Source organism: Sphingopyxis sp. KK2 (assembly GCF_001990265.1).
GTDB lineage: Bacteria > Pseudomonadota > Alphaproteobacteria > Sphingomonadales > Sphingomonadaceae > Sphingopyxis.
Genome location: NZ_LYVN01000092.1, coordinates 1 through 16876 on the forward strand (window position 1 = coordinate 1; position 16876 = coordinate 16876).

The following is a 16876-nucleotide window of genomic DNA, read 5'->3' on the forward strand; positions in this document are numbered from 1 at the left end:
CCCGCCGGTGACGGGCGGATGATCCGCGTCCATGTCGGGAGCGACGCGATCGACGTTGCGGCCAAGATGGCGGCGCATGACTCGGGCGGGCATGGCGCGAGCGCGGCTTTCGTCGGGCGGGTGCGCGGCGAGGGCGGGCTGACCGAATTGTTCCTCGACCATCATCCGGTACTGACCCAAAGCGGCCTCGACGAACTGGCGACCGAGGCGGCGGCGCGCTGGACGCTCGCCGCGCTGACGCTGATCCACCGCGTCGGGGCTATGGCGCCGGGCGAGACGATCGTGCTGGTGCTGGCGAGCAGTCCGCACCGCGCCGAGGCGCTGGCGGCGGTCGAGTTTCTGATCGACCGGTTGAAGACCGACGTGATGCTGTGGAAGCGCGAGACGTTCGACGACGGGCGCGTCGCGTGGGTCGAGCAGCGCGGCAGCGATCATGCGCGTGCGGAGCGGTGGGAACAGAGCGCAGACTGAGCGCAGGATGTCGGTTTTGGGGTGCTTAGCGGACTTCTCGGCGTTCGAGATACGCTAGCTGTTCAGCCTCGTCTTCCGCGGTGTAGAAATAGTCCGGAATGTCCTGAGGGGGCGTGTAATCGCCATATCCCAAGCGCTCATATTCCAGTCTCTGAGCCTCAAACCACGATGAAGCGTATAAGCCAAAAGCCAGACGCGCATCGGGTAGTAACTTCGGCCGCTGCCCGTCAGCGCATTCCCGAACCGGACCGAACTGCCCTCCGTCAGCATTCTCCCAATATTCGTGCAGCAGCGCAGGCATAAGATATTCTAGGATGAAATCTTGAACGTCCGCAACCGGTCGTTTCCGGGCGCCGGGAAAACTACCCCGCCTTATGCTGCCTGAAAATATCGGCGAGCATCCGGAATTCCTCGGCCCTCGGGCTGCCTTTGCGCCAAACGAGGGCGATGGTGCGCCAGTCATGGTCCGAATCGAGCGGGCGGGTGTCGATGTCGGTGTGGTCGAGGATGCCCGCCTCGATCGCCATTTGCGGCAGCATGGTGATGCCAAGGCCGTTGTCGACCATCTGCACCAGCGTGTGGAGCGAGGTGCCCATCATCCGCGCACCGGCGCGCAGTTCGGGGCGGTTGCACGCGGCGAGCGCATGGTCCTTGAGGCAATGGCCGTCCTCGAGCATCAGCATCTGCGCAGGGTCGATCTGGTCGGCGCTGACCATCGCGGGAAGGTCCTCGCTCTGGTCGCCGGGGAAGGCGACGAACAGCGCGTCGTCGAACAGGGCCTCGCTCTCTACGTCGCCGCAGGCATAGGGGAGCGCGAGCAGGACGCAGTCGACCGCGCCGTGATGGAGCGACTCGCACGCCTGCGCACTCGGTTCCTCGCGCAGGAAGAGCTTGAGCGAGGGGCGTTCCTTGCGCAGCCGCGGCAGCAGCCCGGGGAGCAGGAAGGGCGCGATCGTCGGGATGACGCTCATGCGCAGTTCGCCGACGAGCGGCGCCGCGGCAGCGGCGGCCATGTCGGCAAGCTCCTCGGCCTCGCGCAGCACGCGGTGCGCCTTGGCGACGATCGCATTGCCGAGCGTGGTGAAGCGCACGACGCGGCGGGTGCGTTCGACGAGCGTCTGGCCGAGCAGGGTTTCGAGTTCGCGAATGCCCGCCGACAGCGTCGATTGTGTGACGTTGCAGGCATCGGCAGCGCGGCCGAAATGGCCATGCTCGTGCAGCGCGACCAGATATTGCATCTGTTTGAGCGAGGGCAGGTAATTGTGCATTGATCGGATATAGCAATCTTTGCGCCGGATTTAAACTAGGGGTTCGATCATGGCATTGGTCCGATCCGGGGCGCATCCGGTTGCCGCGGGCTGGCGGTCCGTGATAGCCATGGCGTCTTCGGGGTGGAGGGCGTGGCGATGGCGGTTTCGCGGTTCCTGATCGGCGGTTTGGCGAGCGCGCTGCTGCTCACCGGCGGGGTCTTTCTGTGGAAGGGCTATACGCAGGTCGCCGAGGAGGAGGTGATCCCCGACGCGCCGCCCGATCCCGGGCCGATCCCGGTCGCCGGCGCCGGGGCGCCGAAGCGCGGGGTGCCGCCGCCCGAGCTTCCCGCCGCGAAGGATGCGTCGCGCGAGGAGCGGCGCTTCAACCGCTACGACCGCGACCGCAACGAGAGCGTGAGCCGGGTCGAGATGATGTCGACACGCACCGCGGCGTTCCGCAAGCTCGACAAGAATCGCGATAATCTGCTGACCTTCGAGGAATGGGCGGCGGCGACCGGTGACCGCTTTGCCGGGGCGGACCGCGACAAGTCGGGCGGGCTGAGCCGCGCCGAATTCGCCACCACGGCGCCGAAGCGCGCGCCGGCGCCGAAGTGCAAATGCTAGGCTGAGACGCCCTCGGCGAGCTTCATCCACTCGGCGAGCTTCGTTCCTGCGCGCTGGGTGTAACCCAGCTTGCGGTCCTTCTTGCGGACATCCTCGGCGAGCGGCGGGAAGAGGCCGAAATTGACGTTCATCGGCTGGTAGCTGGCGGCATCGGCGCCGCCGGTGATATGGCCGAGCAGCGCGCCGAGCGCGGTTTCGGGGGGCGGCGGGGGCAGGGTGCGGCCGCCAAGCTCGGCGGCAGCGAAGCGCGCGGCGACGAGGCCGATCGCGGCGCTTTCGACATAGCCCTCGCAGCCGGTGATCTGTCCCGCGAAGCGGATGTGCGGTGCGGTTTTGAGGCGCAGCTGGCCGTCGAGCAGTTCGGGCGAGCGGATGAAGCTGTTGCGATGGAGACCGCCGAGGCGCGCGAACTCGGCCTTTTCGAGCCCGGGGATGGTGCGGAACAGCTCGACCTGTGCGGCGTGCTTGAGCTTGGTCTGGAAGCCGACCATGTTCCACAGCGTACCGAGCGCATTGTCCTGGCGCAGCTGGACCACCGCATAGGGCCAACGCCCGGTGCGCGGATTGTCGAGGCCGACACCTTTCATCGGGCCGAAGCGCAGCGTTTCGGGGCCGCGCTCGGCCATGACCTCGATCGGCATGCAGCCTTCGAAATAGGGGGTGTTCGTCTCCCACTGCTTGAACTCGGTCTTGTCGCCGTCGACGAGGCCCTGGACGAAGGCGTGATACTGCTCCTTGTCCATCGGGCAGTTGATATAATCCTTGCCGTCGCCGATCGGGCCGACCTTGTCCCAGCGGCTCGCCATCCAGGCGATGTCCATGTCGACGCTGTCGCGGTAGACGATGGGGGCGATCGCGTCGAAAAAGGCGAGCGCGTCCTTGCCCGTCGCGCTGCCGATGCTGTCGGCGAGCGCGGCGGCGGTGAGCGGGCCGGTGGCGACGATGGTCAGGCCCTCGCCCGGCAGCGTGTCGATGCGTTCGCGGACGATGCTGATATTGGGATGGGCTTCGAGCGCCTTGGTCACGCCGCCCGAGAAGAGGTCGCGGTCGACCGCGAGCGCCGAACCGGCGGGGACCTTGGTGGCGTCGGCCTCGCGCATGATGATCGAGCCCAATGAGCGCATCTCGCGGTGGAGGAGGCCGACGGCATTGCTGTCGCCGTCGTCGCTGCGGAAGCTGTTCGAGCAGACCATCTCGGCGAGCGTGTCGCCCTGGTGCGCGGGCGTCATGTCGCCGCCGCCGCGCATTTCGGAGAGGCGCACGCGAAAGCCCGCCTCGGCGAGCTGCCAGGCCGCTTCGGAACCGGCGAGACCGCCGCCGATGATGTGAATGTCGTGCGCCACTTTTATCCTGATCATTGACTTGCCGTTGGTCCGCCGCGCAGTAGGCGCCTTGGGACGAAGATGCAAAGGGGAGCGGGATGAGCGCGACGCAGGGCTGGGATCGGGCGCGGTGGCTGTGGTGGCTGGCGCTCGCCGGCGGGATCAGCTTCATGGTCGCAGTGGTCCAGCGGCTCGAGGGGCCGCCGATCTGGGCGTGGAAGACGAGCGGCGTCGCGTTGCTCGCGCTGTGGGCGGCGGCGAATGCACGCGGGACGAACGGCTGGCTGATCGCCGCCGCGCTCGGTTTCGGGGCGCTCGGCGACTATCTGCTCGATGCGATCGGGCTCGAGAGGGGCGCGGTGGCGTTCGTGATCGGGCATCTGATCGCGATCACCTTGTACCTCAAGAACCGGCGGCCGGCGACGACGGCGTCGCAGCGGCTGCTCGGCTGGCTGGTGATGCCCGCGACGCTGGTCATCGTGTGGGGCATGCTGAGCCCGCAGCCCGGCTGGTGGCACGCCGCCATCTATTCGCTGTTCGTCGCCGCGATGGCCGCCGCGGCGTGGACAAGCCGCTTTCCGCGCTATCGCACCGGGATCGGCGCAATGCTGTTCCTTGCGAGCGACCTGTTCATCTTCGCGGGCGAAGGCGGCGCGCTGTCCAAGGATGTGACGATGTGGCTCGTGTGGCCGCTCTATTTCGGCGGACAGGCGCTGATCGCGTGGGGTGTCGTCAGCACGCTGTCGGCCGAATCAGAGGGCGGGCGGGCTTAAGCCTCGCCGACCAACAGCGCCTCAATATCGCCGATCGGGCGCGCGGTCATTTCCTTGACATGCTCGCCCGCGATGCGGCGCTGGGTTTCCTTGTGCCAGTGCTGGCGCAATTCGCCCATCGTCCGCGCGGGGGCGACGACGACAAGATCGTCGAACTCGCCCGCGAGCGCCATCGCATTGACCCTGGCGGTCAGGTCCTTGGCGAAGCGATCCTCTTCGAGCTGGTGGAAATCGGCCTCGCCCATCGTGCCGCCCGATAGACCAGTGCCGGCGGGGGCATAGGACTGGCCCGAAGGGGCGGTCTTGATGTCGCTGTTCTTGCGATCCTCGCGCTCTTCATGCGCGGCGGTGCGCAGGTCGATCTGCTGCTTGTCGCCTTCGTTGCGCAGGAACAGCGCCTTGCGGCCGTCGGCGACGAGGACGAGGGTGTCGTGGGCGAGGGGCATCGAATATTTCTCCTTCCAGATGAAGGGGAAACGCGCGGGATCGACGCGAAGTTTCTCTATCCGTCCCACGCCGCTATCGTCGTGCGGTGTAAAAGCCGGTCGTGGCCGTCATAGCCGCCGGTGGCGCGGTGGAGCACCGAGCGGTTGTCCCACATCACGAGCATGTCGGGTTCCCAGGCGTGGCTGTAGCGAAATTCCTCGCGCCCCTGCCACTGGATCAGCTCGTAGAGCAGCGGCAAGCCCTCGCCATCGTCGAGCCCGTCGAAGCCGATGATATAGCCCGCGCAGCCGAACAGCCCCTTACGCCCGGTTTCGGGATGGTCGCGGACGAAGGGATGGCGCTGCGTTTCGAGCGCGTCCTCGCCCGAGACGATGTCCATGCTGCGATCCTTGTCGTTCGCGCCGTACATGCCCTGCGGCGCATAGCCGGCGCGCGCGCTGTGGATCGCCTGCAGCCCATCGACGCGCGCGCGCAGATCGGCGGGCATCGCGTCGAGCGCGGCATGCTGGTTCGAAAATTCGGTGTTGCCGCCGACGGGCGGGATGGTGATGCCGAAAAGGCAGGTGCCCGCAGGCGGACGGGTCTGGAAACTCCAGTCGCTGTGCCAGTTTTCGGCGAAGAGCGGGGCGGTCTCGTCGGCCTTGCGCCTTACCGCGATGATATGGTCGTGGCCGGGGATCGGGCGGATGAAGGGATCGTCGCCGAAACCGCCGAAATAGCCGGTGAAGCGTTCGAGATCCTCCTCGTTCATCTTCTGGTCGGGGAAGGCGAGGACATGATGATCGAGCCAGGCGGCGCGAATCGCGGCGACGGTGGCGGCGTCGAGCGGCTGCGTCAGGTCGACGCCGGTGACGCGCGCGCCGCAGGCCTGGCCGCTGGGGGTGATGGTCAGGGTCATGCCGCGATGCTGCTCCCGTCGGCAGGCGAGGTCAATCGGCGGTTTTTTTGCCGGCCATGTCACATCCGCCGCGGCGATCTCGTCAAGCGGGTGATGGTTGCCATCCGGCGACCTTTGGAAAGGAAATGCCATGTCCCGTTTGAACTGGATCGACATCGCTCCCGAGGGCGCCAAGGCGCTGTTCGGCGTTCATCATTATGCGACCAAGGGCACCAGCCTGCCCGAAGAACTGGTGCATCTGATCTTCCTGCGGGTCTCGCAGATCAATGGCTGCGCGCATTGCATCGACCTGCACACGCGCGATTTGCTGAAGACCATGGCGGTCGACAAGGTCGTGCTGGTTCCGGTGTGGCGCGAGGTTCCGCATCTTTTCACCGACCAGTATCGCGCGGCGCTCGATTGGGCCGAGGAGGTGACCAATCTGAGCGCGACCCACGCGTCGGACGAAGCCTATGCCGCGGCGGCAGCCGCGTTCGGGGCGAAGGATCTGGTCGACCTGACGATCGTCATCGCGGCGATGAATGCGTTCAACAGGTTGGGTGCGCCGTTCCGCCTGTCGGTGGCTGCGAAGCCCTGACGATATCGGGCGGTGACCGGGAGGGCGGGGCTTTGGGCGGTTGGACGGCAGGCGTGATTTTGGGGTGGGGAGCGGACATGGCGCTTTACAGCAGAAGCGCGCGCAGTTCTTTTCTAACCAGCCCTAGGACATGCTCGGAGGCCCTGACAGCCTCGCGCAAATCGGCGAGCGTTCGCAGCTTATCAGCGGCCGAGAAGAAGCCGGGAAGGTCGTTGACATCCAAGCGCTCGGCACGCGTGCGGAATTGAAATTTGCTTTCTGCAAACGTCGGTGGTTCACCCATAGCCAGCGGCCACATGGCGAAATTCAAATAGCTGTCGTCCGCGGACCATTGCGAGTGCTGCAAGTTGACCAGTTGAACGAAGTCGCAGGTCCGACGCACCCAGTTTCGTTGGCCCTTGCGCTTGAAGCCATGCAACAGCGCTTCCCGGTCCAGTTCGTCCGCGCTAATTTTTGAGAACGGGTTGGGAGCGTCGACCATTTAGGGCCGTTTTCGCACGGCGAGCAAAAGTCCGCAATCGGTCGTTAGCGGATATCCAATCCTCCCTGTCGCGCAGCGATGGGGAGGTGGCAGCGCGAAGCGCTGACGGAGGGGACGACGCTGTCAGGTGCCGCGCACCCTTTCAGCCTCTCCACCGCTCGCTCCGCGAGCGGTCCCCCTCCCCATGGCTTCGCCACAGGGAGGATCGATGTCCGCAATCATCCGAACGCGGGCTGCCCTTCCTGACTCCGCGCGCGATCGGTGTGGACGCGGTCGGGCTTTTGGGTCATCCTCGGGACAAGCCCGCGAGGAGATAGACGATGAAAAGCCCGATCAAGATTGCGATGCTGGTTGCACTGGGGCTGTCGCTTGCGTCGCTTCCGTCGGACGGCAACGCCGCGCTCAAGGAGGGGGTCAAGGCGCCCGACTTCACGCTGAAGGCGGCGCAGGGCGGCAAGGAGTTCGACCTGTCGCTGAAGGCGACGCTGCGCGGCGGGCCGGTCGTGCTCTATTTCTTTCCCGCCGCCTTCACCCCCGGCTGCACCGAGGAATCGAACCTGTTTGCGGAAGCGAACAGCAAGTTCAACCAGCTCGGCGCGCGGGTGATCGGCGTGACCGCGGGCAATATCCACCGCGTCGCCGAATTTTCGCGCGTCGAATGCCGCGACAAATTCGCGGTGGCCGCCGACCCGGGGGCGAAGGTCGCGGCGCAATATGATGCGACGATGGCGGGGCCGAACCAGAGCCTGCTGTCGAACCGGACAAGCTATGTGATCGCGCCGAACGGGACGATCCTGCTCAGCTACACCGACAACAAGCCGCAGGCGCATGTCGAAAAGACGATGGCGGCGGTGCGGGCGTGGAACGCGCGGCGCTGAGGTGGCTTAAGGGTGACTACAAATGAAGATTCAAAGGATCAGATAGGCTTATTAAAGTCCATTTGGCGGCAGAACGGCGAAGGCACATGGATCGTCTGCGGTGCCAAAGGTTTGGACCTGAAACCACGACAGGGCTTTTCAGATCGATATTTTAAGATCGAGGACGAGCTTAGTCTTTTGACCGACAAGCCCGATTCCGTGGAGAATCTCTTCACCACCTTCGGGACTACCGAATTTTTGGTGCGACAGAGTATTGTGCCCGTCATCGCTTGGAGTGACGGCGATGACGAAATCAAATGTATCGGAACAGGATTTTTTATTAGTGCAACTGGCCTCCTGCTGACAGCCGCCCATGTAGTTCGCGATCCAATTGATGAAGGATATGCGTACGAAAATAAAATTGATAGCAAGACTAGCAAGCTTAGCGAAAATCTACATTTTGGCATAATTTTGCCAGCAAATCCGGCAATGAGAAACGCGCCATTTGGCAATATCTCTCAAAAAATCAGGGAAGCAGAATGCTTCATTTGTCCATTTGAGTGGACCCAGCATTGGGGAAGGGACATAGAAAGCCCATTATTTGACAGAAAGCCAACGTTTAAACTCAACTTAGATATTGCGATTTGCAAAGTTCGGTCATTTGCTGAGATTGGACCATATCAGCCTTTGAACGTGGGGTTGCACAGCCTCAAAGTTGGCGATCGCGCAGTTGCAATCGGGTATGCGGAAATGAAAAATATCAGAATTGGGTCTTTCGAACAGCCGGAGCTGGTGGTTTCCGTGGGGTCAGTGAGCACTATCTATCCCGATAACATGACAGAAAAGCAGAATTCGACGCCTGGGCCGAACTTTGAATTCAATGCAAAAATTCCAGGAAAAATGAGCGGCAGCCCAATTCTCGTGGGTAGCGGCATCATCGCCAAGGGGGTCGTCAGTCGAAGCTGGCAGGATGAGGAACATGCCAGCGGATGCCTGATAGCTGCGATGATGGGTTTGCCCATAGTTGGCGAGAAGACATTGCTCGACCTGCAGAGAGCCGGAAACGATGGGATTGCTAGAGTAAGCGGCGCCGACCTCTAACTGCGCTCCCAACGTTGCTTCGCAATGCCGCTGGCAGTACGTTCTGGCCCGCTTATTTCGGCCGCCCGCTGTACCCCGCGGCCTTGCGCAGGTCGTCGGCGTCCATGACATAGCCGTCGCTGACCACCGTCACGACGCGGCGCAGCGCGCCGAGGTCGGTCGAGGGGTCGCCGTCGACGAGCACCATGTCGGCTTCCTTGCCCACCGCGATCGAGCCGGTGCGCCGGTCGGCGCCGACGACGCGGGCGGGGAGGATCGTGGCGCTTTGCAGCGCCTCGGCCGGGGTGAAGCCCGCCTGGCGGTAGATTTCGAGTTCGCGGACCAGTTCGATGCCCCAGCCGTCGGTGCCCGCGACGATCGGCACGCCCGCCTTGTGCAGCCGGCCGACGAGTTCGACCATCTTCGCATAGCTTTTGCGATAATCGTCGCGCGTATAGCCTTCGACCAGCGGATAGCCCGCCGAGGTGAAGACCGAGCGTTCGAGGACGGGCGAGATGATGCCCATATAGGGGGCGTAAGCGGGTTGCGGCGTGCCGCCGTCCTGCGTCAACATGCCTTCGAAGATGACGATCGTCGGATCGACGATCGTCTTCTTGGCCGCGAGGTCGGCGATAAAGCCCTTCATCGGCGGGGCGTCGAGGTCGATATCCTTGAAGAGCCGCGCCGGTCCCTCGACGCGCTGGCGCGTGTTCGCCTTGTCGAGCACGTCGCGCGGCATCGCTTCAATCACCACGAAATTGAGGTGGGTGAGTTCGTCATAGCCGGCGGTCACCGCTTCGCTCGGCCGCATGCCGGCGGGGACATGGCCATGGACGTGGAGGCCGAGCTTGTGCGCCTCGGCGGCGGCGGGGGCGATCCACGCGGGGTTCATCGAGGTGTAGAATTTGACGCCCCACAGGCCGGCGGCCTTGACGCGGCGGACGGCGGCGATCGCTTCCTCCTCGCTGCTCACTACCTCGGCGCCCTGCGCTGCGAGCGGGTCCTTCTTGTCGATGATGACCGAGATGAAGGGTTCGCCCATCAGCAGCGTGCCGTCGGCGCGGCGCCTGGTCGCGTCGATCGCGCGGTCGATGTTGGTGCCGGGGCTGCGAAAGCTGGTGATGCCGTTCGCCATGTTCGACAGCACGTCCCAGTCGTCGCCGATATGGAGGTGGCTGTCCCAGATGCCGGGAACGAGCGTCTTGCCGCGCCCGTCGATGACGCGGGCGCCCGCGGGCGCCTTGAGCGAGCCGGCGGCGCCGATCGCGGCGATCTTGCCATCCTGTGCAAGGACGGCGCGCGCGGGCAGGAAGGCGCCCTTGTCGGCGTCGAACAGCTGGACATTGTCGAAAAGGACCGGGGCTTTCGCTGCCGGGGCGAGGAAGCGCCTGGCGATGCCCGCGACCGCGTCGGCGGTCGCGGCATCCTGTGCATCGCGCAGCTGCTTGAGTGCGCCTTCATAGCCCGCCGGCACCACCGAGATGAAGCCGATATTGGCGAAATAGCGTTTCTTGTCGTCGAGCCAGACGGGGTAGGGCGAGGAGAGGATGCCGCTGACGAAGGCGAGCTGGACAGTTTTTGGGCCATTGGGACCCTCGATGACCTGCGTGCCCGCGAGGGTCATGCGGCCCCGGCCGCTGGGCAGGAAGGCGAGCCCGGCGTCGCCCGCCGCGGCGAGCGCCTCGAGCAGCGGGGCATTGGCGATGCCGACGCCGCCCGCGGGAATATACCAGCCGCCCGCCGGTGCCTCGCCGGCGTCGGTCGCGGTTCTCCATGTTGCGCGGCCGCCGGCGACGCGAAATTCCTCGGCGGCGTCGCCGGCGAGGGTGATGCCGCGGATCGTCGTCGCGGCGATCGTGCCGTCGGGCGCGAGGCTGTCGACCTGGTCCATCTCGGTGATCCAGCCGCGCAATTCCTGCGACCAGCGATAGGCGGTGCGGCCGTCGGGCAGCTGCCAGCGCCACTGGTCGCCATGCTTGCCCGCTTCAGAGACGACGACATAATGGACCGCGTCGGCGGGGGGCTTCAGCAATTCTTCCTTGGGGACCGGCTTCGACGCCGCCACCGGGGCGGGCGCGGCATCATGCGCAAAGGCGGGAAGGGTGGCGGTGGACGCCAGCAGGGCGGCGGTCAAAAGCAGGCGCATCGTCAAATCTCCCCTGAGCACGGATGGTGCAGCCCGACGTTGGTAGGGGAGGTTGGCGGCGCGAAGCAAGATGCGACCAAAGGCGACCAGCCTTCGATAAAAATCCGGTCGCCGCCTTCGCGGCGGCCGACGGGTCAGTCGCGCCTTTCGAGCCCGATCACCGCCTCGATCGGCAGTTCGGCATAGATATGCGGGAAGAGCGCGCCGCCGCGCGCGGGTTCCCAGCGGACCTTGCCGCCGAGCTGGAGCAGGTCCACCTCGGCGATCATCAGCCCGGTTTCGCCCGCGAAATATTTCGCGATCGTTTCCTCGAGCTGCTCGGCGGTCGAGAGGTGGATGTAGCCGTCGGCGATATCCACCGGGGCGCCGCGGAACACGCGCTCGCGTTCGAAATCGCGCCATTGCTGGGCGGTCAGGACCTTGAACGCTGTCGATGCGGTCATTCGGCGGCTCCGTCGGTGGTCGGTTCGGGTGCATCGCCGGCAACGGGTGCGGCTTCGTCATTGTCCGCCGCATCGTCGTCGCTGTCGCCGATCAGCGCCGCCGAGACGACATGTTCGTCATTGGCGACGTCAAACAGCCGCACGCCGGCGCTGCCGCGACCGATGACGCGCAAGGAATCGAGCCCCATGCGGATCAGCTTGGCCTGGTCGGTGACGAGCATCAGCTGGTCGGCCTGAACCGCGGGGAAGCTGGCGACGACGAGGCCGTTGCGGGCGATATTGTCGATGTTGGTGATGCCCTGGCCGCCACGGCCGGTGCGGCGATATTCATAGGCCGACGAAAGCTTGCCATAGCCGTTGGCGCAGATCGTCAGGATGAACTGTTCCTTCGCGGCGAGTTCGGCGAAGCGTTCGGCGGCCATTTCGGGCGCGCCGTCCTTTTCGGCCTTCCACGGCGCGAAGCGGAGATAATCCTCGCGCTCCTCCTGGTCGCGGACGCCCGCGCGGTGAAGGATCGACAGCGAGATCACCTCGTCGCCCGGCGCAAGGCGCATGCCGCGCACGCCGGTCGAATTACGGCTCTGGAATTCGCGGACATCGTCGCCGGGAAAGCGGATCGCCTTGCCCTGGCGGCTGGCGAGCAGCACGTCGTCGCTCTCGTCGAGCAGCGCGACGCCGATCAGGCGATCGTCCTCGTCTTCGCCCTCGAACTTCATCGCGATCTTGCCGTTCGAGGGCACGTTGGTGAAGGCGTCCATGCTGTTACGACGCACATTGCCCTTGGCGGTTGCGAACATGACGTGGAGCTTGCCCCATTCGGTCTCGTCCTCGGGCAGCGGGAGCACGGTCGAGATCGTCTCGTCCTTGCCGAGCGGCAGCAGGTTGATCATCGGCCGGCCGCGCGTCGCGGGCCCGCCCTCGGGCAGGCGCCACACCTTCATCCGGTACACTTTGCCTGCGGTCGAGAAGAAGAGAACCGGGGTGTGCGTCGAGGTGACGAACAGCTCGGTGACGACATCCTCGTCCTTGGTCGCCATGCCGGCGCGGCCCTTGCCGCCGCGGCGCTGCGCGCGGAAGGTATCGAGCGGGGTGCGCTTGATATAGCCGTCGAGAGTGACGGTGACGACCATCTCCTCGCGCTCGATCAGATCCTCGTCGTCGATGCCGTCGGCGGCGGGGGCGACGATCGTGCGGCGCGGCTTGGCGAATTCGTCGCGCACCGCGCGCAGCTCTTCGCGCATCACCGCATAAAGCTTTTCGCGGTCGGCGAGGATGCTCAGCAGTTCCTCAATTTCGGCTGCCAGTCCCTTGAGTTCGTTACCGATATCGTCGCGGCCGAGCGCGGTCAGGCGATGCAGGCGGAGGTCGAGGATCGCCTTCACCTGGACTTCGGAGAGGCGATAGGTCGCGCTGTCGTCCATCTCGCCGTCGATCGCCTCGACGAGGCGGATATAGGGCGCGATCTCGCCGATCGGCCATTCGCGCGCCAGCAGCGCCTCGCGCGCGGCAGCGGGGCTGGGCGAGCCGCGGATGATGCGCACGACCTCGTCGAGGTTGCTGACCGCGACGACGAGCCCGAGCAAGATATGCGCGCGGTCGCGCGCCTTGTTGAGTTCGAACTTGCAGCGGCGGGTGATGACCTCCTCGCGGAAGGCGATGAACGCCTCGAGGATCGTCTTGAGCCCCATCATTTCGGGGCGGCCGCCGCGGATCGCGAGCATGTTGGCAGGGAAGCTCGACTGCGCCGGGGTGTGGCGCCAGAGCTGGTTGAGCACGACGTCGGCGGTGGCATCGCGCTTGAGTTCGATGACGACGCGCACGCCCTCGCGGTTCGATTCGTCGCGGATATCGGCGACACCCTCGATGCGCTTGTCGCGCGCGGCCTCGGCGATCTTTTCGACGAGGCCCGACTTGCCGACCTGGAACGGGATCGAGGTGAGGACGATCGACTGGCGGTCGCCGCGCCCCGTCTCGACGACGTGCGTCGAGCGCATCATGATCGAGCCGCGGCCGGTGGCATAAGCGTTACGCGCGCCGCCCTGGCCGAGCATCATCGCGCCGGTCGGGAAATCGGGGCCGGGGACGATCGCCATCAGATCTTCGAGCGAAATCGACGGGTTCTCGATCGTTGCCAAGGTCGCGTCGATGATTTCGCCGAGGTTGTGCGGCGGGATGTTGGTCGCCATGCCGACCGCGATGCCGCCCGCGCCGTTGACGAGCAGATTGGGGTAGCGGGCAGGAAGGACCGTCGGTTCCTGTTCGGAGCCGTCGTAATTGGGCTGGAAGTCGACCGTGTCCTTGTCGAGATCGTCGAGCAGGGTGTTCGCGACCTTGGCGAGGCGCGATTCGGTGTAGCGCATCGCCGCCGGCGGATCGGGGTCCATCGACCCGAAATTGCCCTGGCCGTCGATGAGCGGCACACTCATCGACCAGTCCTGCGTCATGCGCGCGAGGGCGTCGTAGATCGAGCTGTCGCCGTGCGGGTGATATTTACCCATGACGTCGCCGACGATGCGCGCCGACTTGCGATAGGGCTTGCCCGCGACATAGCCGCTTTCATAAGCCGAATAGAGGATGCGCCGGTGCACCGGCTTCAGGCCGTCGCGCACGTCGGGCAGCGCGCGGCTGACGATCACGCTCATCGCGTAATCGAGGTAGGACGTCTTCATTTCGTCGACGATGTTGATCGGCGAAATGCCGTCCTCGGGCGACGGCGTAGGCGTATTTTCTTCGGTCAAGACCCGGCCTTTTTTCTGCTTTTCGGGAAGTGGTTTTCATCTAGCCGATGGGGCAGACGAACGCCAGCGATTCGGGCGATTTTGACGGGAATATTTCACCGTCAAAATGCACGCGGCCGGGCACGAAATGACGTCATGCCGCCGCAAAAAGCGGGGCTTGCCAATCGCCCGCCCACGCCTAAAGGTCGCGGGGTGACAATCGCCCTTTCCGCCGGCCGCCGATGGCCCTGATCGCGCTGATCGGCGCCAGCGAGACCGTGCCCGATGGCGGGCTGCGTGCGCTCGTCACCGTGGCGGGGGAAACATTGATCGAGCGGCAGGCGGCGCGGCTCGCCGACGTCGGGGTGACGCACATCGCCATCGCCGTCGGCGCGGTGCCCGCCGACCTGATCGCAACCTGCGACCGCATCCGCCGCCGCGGGATCAAGGTGACCCCGGTACGCGCCGCCGCCGACCTGCTGGCGCTGGTCGAGGGCGACGACCGCATTATCCTGGTCACCGACGGGTTGCAGGCGGGGGGCATGCATTATGCCGCGATCGCCAAGCCCGGATCGCCCGCGATCCTCGTCACCGGCGACACTCCGCTCACCCAGAGTTTCGAGCGCATCGACGCGACGCGGCGCTGGGGCGGGCTCGCCAGCATTTCGGACCATATGGTGCGCGAACTGGCCGAGATGCCCGGCGAATGGGACATGATCCTGACCCTGTTGCGCATGGCGGTGCAATCGGGCGCGCGGCGGCTTTATTGCGAACCCGCGCTGTTCGAACAGGGCGACATCGCGATCGTTACCGACCGTCCGACCGCGGCGCTGCTCGAGCAGTCGAGCCTGCAGCAGGTCGAATATGGCGGCATGGGGCTGGGACGGTCGGCGATCATGATGCCGATCGTGCGATTGTTCGGCCCGCTGCTGGTGAAATCGCCAGCGACGGCGCGATACCTGCCCTATGTCACCGGCCTGCTGTGGCTGATCGTCGCCTTGCTGGCGGCGAGCGGCCTCGCGGCGGCGGGAGCGCTAGTGGCGGTACTCGGCGGGCTCGGGCTCGCCGCGATGCGCTTCCTGTCGGCCTTTCGGGCCGAGAGCGCGGCGCAGGACCGGGCGCGCCATGTGATCCGCAGCTTTGCCTGGCTGCTGCTTGCGGCCTTTCCCTGGCTGGTGTCGCTCGGCGGTCCCGACCACCGGATGCCGGCTTTTTCCGAGGCGGCGCTGGCGCCGTGCCTTGCCGCGACGATCCTGCTGGCGCGCTGGCTGTACGAGGATTCGGGCGAACGGCGGCGCTTCCACTGGCTGCTGCCCGACGCCGACCAGGCGTGGATGATGCTCGCCCCCGCGCTGATTTTCGGCATCGCGCCGCTGATGTTCGCGATATTGCCGCTGCTTGCGCTGCTCCAGATCCTGATCTGGGTGCGGCTCGCGCGGCGGCCTGCGCACTAAGAAAACAAAGCGCATCAAGGTTTAGTGGCCATTAACGCCATTCTGTTATCCGCACGCTGACATGGTGCAAGCATCGCTCTTTTCGCAGCTCGCGTCGGTGAATCCGGCGCTGTCGGCGTGCCTGCGCGAAACGGCGGAATATCTGGCCGCGCCGACCGCGACGCGCTTGTCCGAAGAGCAGCGCGCGCTGGCGCTCGGCATCGCGCGGCGGCTGGTCGGCGATGCCGCCGACCTGCTCGGCGGTGCGGTCGATTCGCTGGCGCTGTGGGACGACTGGTCGAGGCAGGGACTGCCCGGCGCGGCGCAGCTGGCCGCGCAATGCTTTGCGCGCGCCGAGGAACATCGCTGGCGCGAACAGTCGGCCGAACTCGGCAGCGAGATCGGGGTACCCGCGCCCCAGGGTGCGACCGATGTTGCGGCGCCCGCATCGGCGCCCGGCGACGATCCCCTGTCCGATATCGACCGCTGCTATCTGGCGCTGCGCATTGCCGACCGGCGACGGTTCGACGCGCTCGGCCATCCCGGCATCGCGATCGACGACCTCGACCCCGAGCTGTTCCGTTCGCTGTTGCTCGATATCGCGGCCTGGGCGCTCGTCCGCTCGGGCAAGGACCCGGCGCATGCCGCGGCGCTCGGCGAAGCGGTGCGCGGTGCGCTGGCGCAGCACGACCCCGCGCGCGGCATCGACGCCGCCGCGACCGCCTATCATGCCGCGCTGTCGGCGATCGGCGCGCAATCGGACAGCGCCGCCGCCGCGATCGCGCGCCACGACTGGCCGGCGCTGATCGCGCTCGCCGCCGCGGCGCAGAAATATCGTTATGCCGACATGGCGCTGGCGCTGATCACCGCCGAGCCCGCGCAGCTTGCACCGCTGCTCGCGCCGCTGCTGCGCGATCATGGTGCGCTGGCGCCGCTCGAAGGCTCGCTGGCGATGCTGACCAATCGCGCGGTGGCGAGCGCCGCGCCCGACGATTATGCCGCCGCGCTACAGGCACGCGCCGCGGCGTTCGGCGACGAGGGCGGTGCGCGATGAGCGAGCATGTCATCCGCGGCCGGATCGACCGGGCCGGGGTGCTGCTGAGCGGCGACCCCGCGCTGGTGCGGTTGCAACAGCGGGCCGGGGGCGCGCTCGGGAAGCCGCTGGCGTTGCCGAACCTCGCGCGGCTCGTCGCGCTGGCGCAGCGTCTGCAGCGCGAGATCAGCCGGCCGATGGTTGCCGCCGACGATCATAGCGATATCCATGCTTTGGTCCGGATCGTCCCCGACGCCGACGGTGCGACGCTGGAGATCAGCGACTGGCGCACGCGCCCGGTCACCCAGCCGCAAATCCCGCCGG

At 65.9% G+C, this 16876-nt stretch carries 17 protein-coding genes and 1 pseudogene; 9 read left to right on the forward strand and 9 right to left on the reverse strand.

Annotation, left to right across the window (positions count from 1 at the left end):
- Window positions 1-471, forward strand: a 471-nt coding sequence (locus B1A78_RS14805; protein ID WP_306171656.1) for a molybdenum cofactor biosynthesis protein MoaE, incomplete at its 5' end; no start/stop codon positions are given.
- Window positions 472-496: 25 nt separating this feature from the next.
- Here B1A78_RS14805 and B1A78_RS14810 read toward each other — a convergent pair.
- Entirely contained in the window at window positions 497-772 is a 276-nt protein-coding gene (locus tag B1A78_RS14810) for a hypothetical protein (protein WP_077147701.1), read from the reverse strand.
- Between the two features lie 61 nt (window positions 773-833).
- Window positions 834-1739, reverse strand: coding sequence for a hydrogen peroxide-inducible genes activator (locus B1A78_RS14815; RefSeq protein ID WP_077147702.1), 906 nt, complete (start codon window positions 1737-1739; stop codon window positions 834-836).
- A gap of 138 nt (window positions 1740-1877) precedes the next feature.
- On the opposite strand from B1A78_RS14815, the gene B1A78_RS14820 reads away from it, so the two are divergent.
- A complete protein-coding gene (locus B1A78_RS14820; protein ID WP_077147703.1) occupies window positions 1878-2345 on the forward strand; it encodes an EF-hand domain-containing protein in 468 nt (155 codons plus the stop codon).
- Here the strand turns inward: B1A78_RS14820 and trmFO are convergent.
- Window positions 2342-3703, reverse strand: a complete 1362-nt coding sequence (trmFO, locus tag B1A78_RS14825) for a methylenetetrahydrofolate--tRNA-(uracil(54)-C(5))-methyltransferase (FADH(2)-oxidizing) TrmFO (RefSeq protein ID WP_077147704.1) — start codon at window positions 3701-3703, stop codon at window positions 2342-2344. The two genes, B1A78_RS14820 and trmFO, sit on opposite strands and share 4 nt — an antisense overlap.
- A gap of 62 nt (window positions 3704-3765) precedes the next feature.
- On the opposite strand from trmFO, the gene B1A78_RS14830 reads away from it, so the two are divergent.
- Window positions 3766-4440: a lysoplasmalogenase family protein gene (locus B1A78_RS14830; RefSeq protein ID WP_077147705.1), complete on the forward strand. Its 675-nt coding sequence runs from the start codon at window positions 3766-3768 to the stop codon at window positions 4438-4440.
- Here B1A78_RS14830 and B1A78_RS14835 read toward each other — a convergent pair.
- Together B1A78_RS14835 and B1A78_RS14840 are read right to left on the reverse strand one after the other, a co-directional pair.
- The gene (locus tag B1A78_RS14835; RefSeq protein WP_077147715.1) at window positions 4437-4886 is read right to left on the reverse strand and encodes a host attachment family protein; all 450 of its coding nucleotides are present in this window, start codon (window positions 4884-4886) and stop codon (window positions 4437-4439) included. The two genes, B1A78_RS14830 and B1A78_RS14835, sit on opposite strands and share 4 nt — an antisense overlap.
- A gap of 56 nt (window positions 4887-4942) precedes the next feature.
- On the reverse strand, window positions 4943-5785 hold the full coding sequence (locus B1A78_RS14840) for a TauD/TfdA family dioxygenase (RefSeq protein ID WP_077147716.1): 843 nt from the start codon (window positions 5783-5785) through the stop codon (window positions 4943-4945).
- Between the two features lie 130 nt (window positions 5786-5915).
- On the opposite strand from B1A78_RS14840, the gene B1A78_RS14845 reads away from it, so the two are divergent.
- Window positions 5916-6362 carry a carboxymuconolactone decarboxylase family protein gene (locus B1A78_RS14845; protein ID WP_077147706.1) on the forward strand — a complete coding sequence of 149 codons (447 nt, stop codon included), beginning with the start codon at window positions 5916-5918 and terminating at the stop codon, window positions 6360-6362.
- Between the two features lie 85 nt (window positions 6363-6447).
- Here B1A78_RS14845 and B1A78_RS14850 read toward each other — a convergent pair whose 3' ends face one another.
- The gene (locus tag B1A78_RS14850; RefSeq protein WP_077147707.1) at window positions 6448-6843 is read right to left on the reverse strand and encodes a DUF4304 domain-containing protein; all 396 of its coding nucleotides are present in this window, start codon (window positions 6841-6843) and stop codon (window positions 6448-6450) included.
- 320 nt (window positions 6844-7163) lie between these two features.
- Between B1A78_RS14850 and B1A78_RS14855 the strand changes: the two genes are divergently transcribed.
- Both B1A78_RS14855 and B1A78_RS14860 read left to right on the forward strand, forming a co-directional pair.
- On the forward strand, window positions 7164-7721 hold the full coding sequence (locus B1A78_RS14855; protein WP_077147708.1) for a peroxiredoxin: 558 nt from the start codon (window positions 7164-7166) through the stop codon (window positions 7719-7721).
- A gap of 12 nt (window positions 7722-7733) precedes the next feature.
- A complete protein-coding gene (locus B1A78_RS14860) occupies window positions 7734-8801 on the forward strand; it encodes a serine protease (protein ID WP_083734200.1) in 1068 nt (355 codons plus the stop codon).
- Window positions 8802-8853: 52 nt separating this feature from the next.
- Here B1A78_RS14860 and B1A78_RS14865 read toward each other — a convergent pair whose 3' ends face one another.
- The 3 genes from B1A78_RS14865 to gyrA form a co-directional block, all read right to left on the reverse strand.
- On the reverse strand, window positions 8854-10926 hold the full coding sequence (locus B1A78_RS14865) for an amidohydrolase family protein (RefSeq protein WP_077147709.1): 2073 nt from the start codon (window positions 10924-10926) through the stop codon (window positions 8854-8856).
- 134 nt (window positions 10927-11060) lie between these two features.
- Window positions 11061-11369 (reverse strand): DUF952 domain-containing protein, encoded by a 309-nt coding sequence (locus B1A78_RS14870; protein ID WP_077147710.1) that lies wholly within the window; start codon window positions 11367-11369, stop codon window positions 11061-11063.
- Window positions 11366-14107, reverse strand: a complete 2742-nt coding sequence (gyrA, locus tag B1A78_RS14875) for a DNA gyrase subunit A (RefSeq protein ID WP_077147711.1) — start codon at window positions 14105-14107, stop codon at window positions 11366-11368. The genes B1A78_RS14870 and gyrA overlap by 4 nt, the downstream gene beginning before the upstream one ends.
- A 221-nt stretch (window positions 14108-14328) precedes the next feature.
- On the opposite strand from gyrA, the gene B1A78_RS14880 reads away from it, so the two are divergent.
- The 3 genes and pseudogenes from B1A78_RS14880 to B1A78_RS14890 form a co-directional block, all read left to right on the forward strand.
- Window positions 14329-15540, forward strand: a complete 1212-nt coding sequence (locus B1A78_RS14880; protein ID WP_077147712.1) for a hypothetical protein — start codon at window positions 14329-14331, stop codon at window positions 15538-15540.
- 61 nt (window positions 15541-15601) lie between these two features.
- Window positions 15602-16573, forward strand: coding sequence for a hypothetical protein (locus B1A78_RS14885; RefSeq protein WP_077147713.1), 972 nt, complete (start codon window positions 15602-15604; stop codon window positions 16571-16573).
- Window positions 16570-16876: pseudogene (locus tag B1A78_RS14890) on the forward strand (sensor histidine kinase); the annotation flags it as partial. The gene B1A78_RS14885 and the pseudogene B1A78_RS14890, both read left to right, overlap by 4 nt.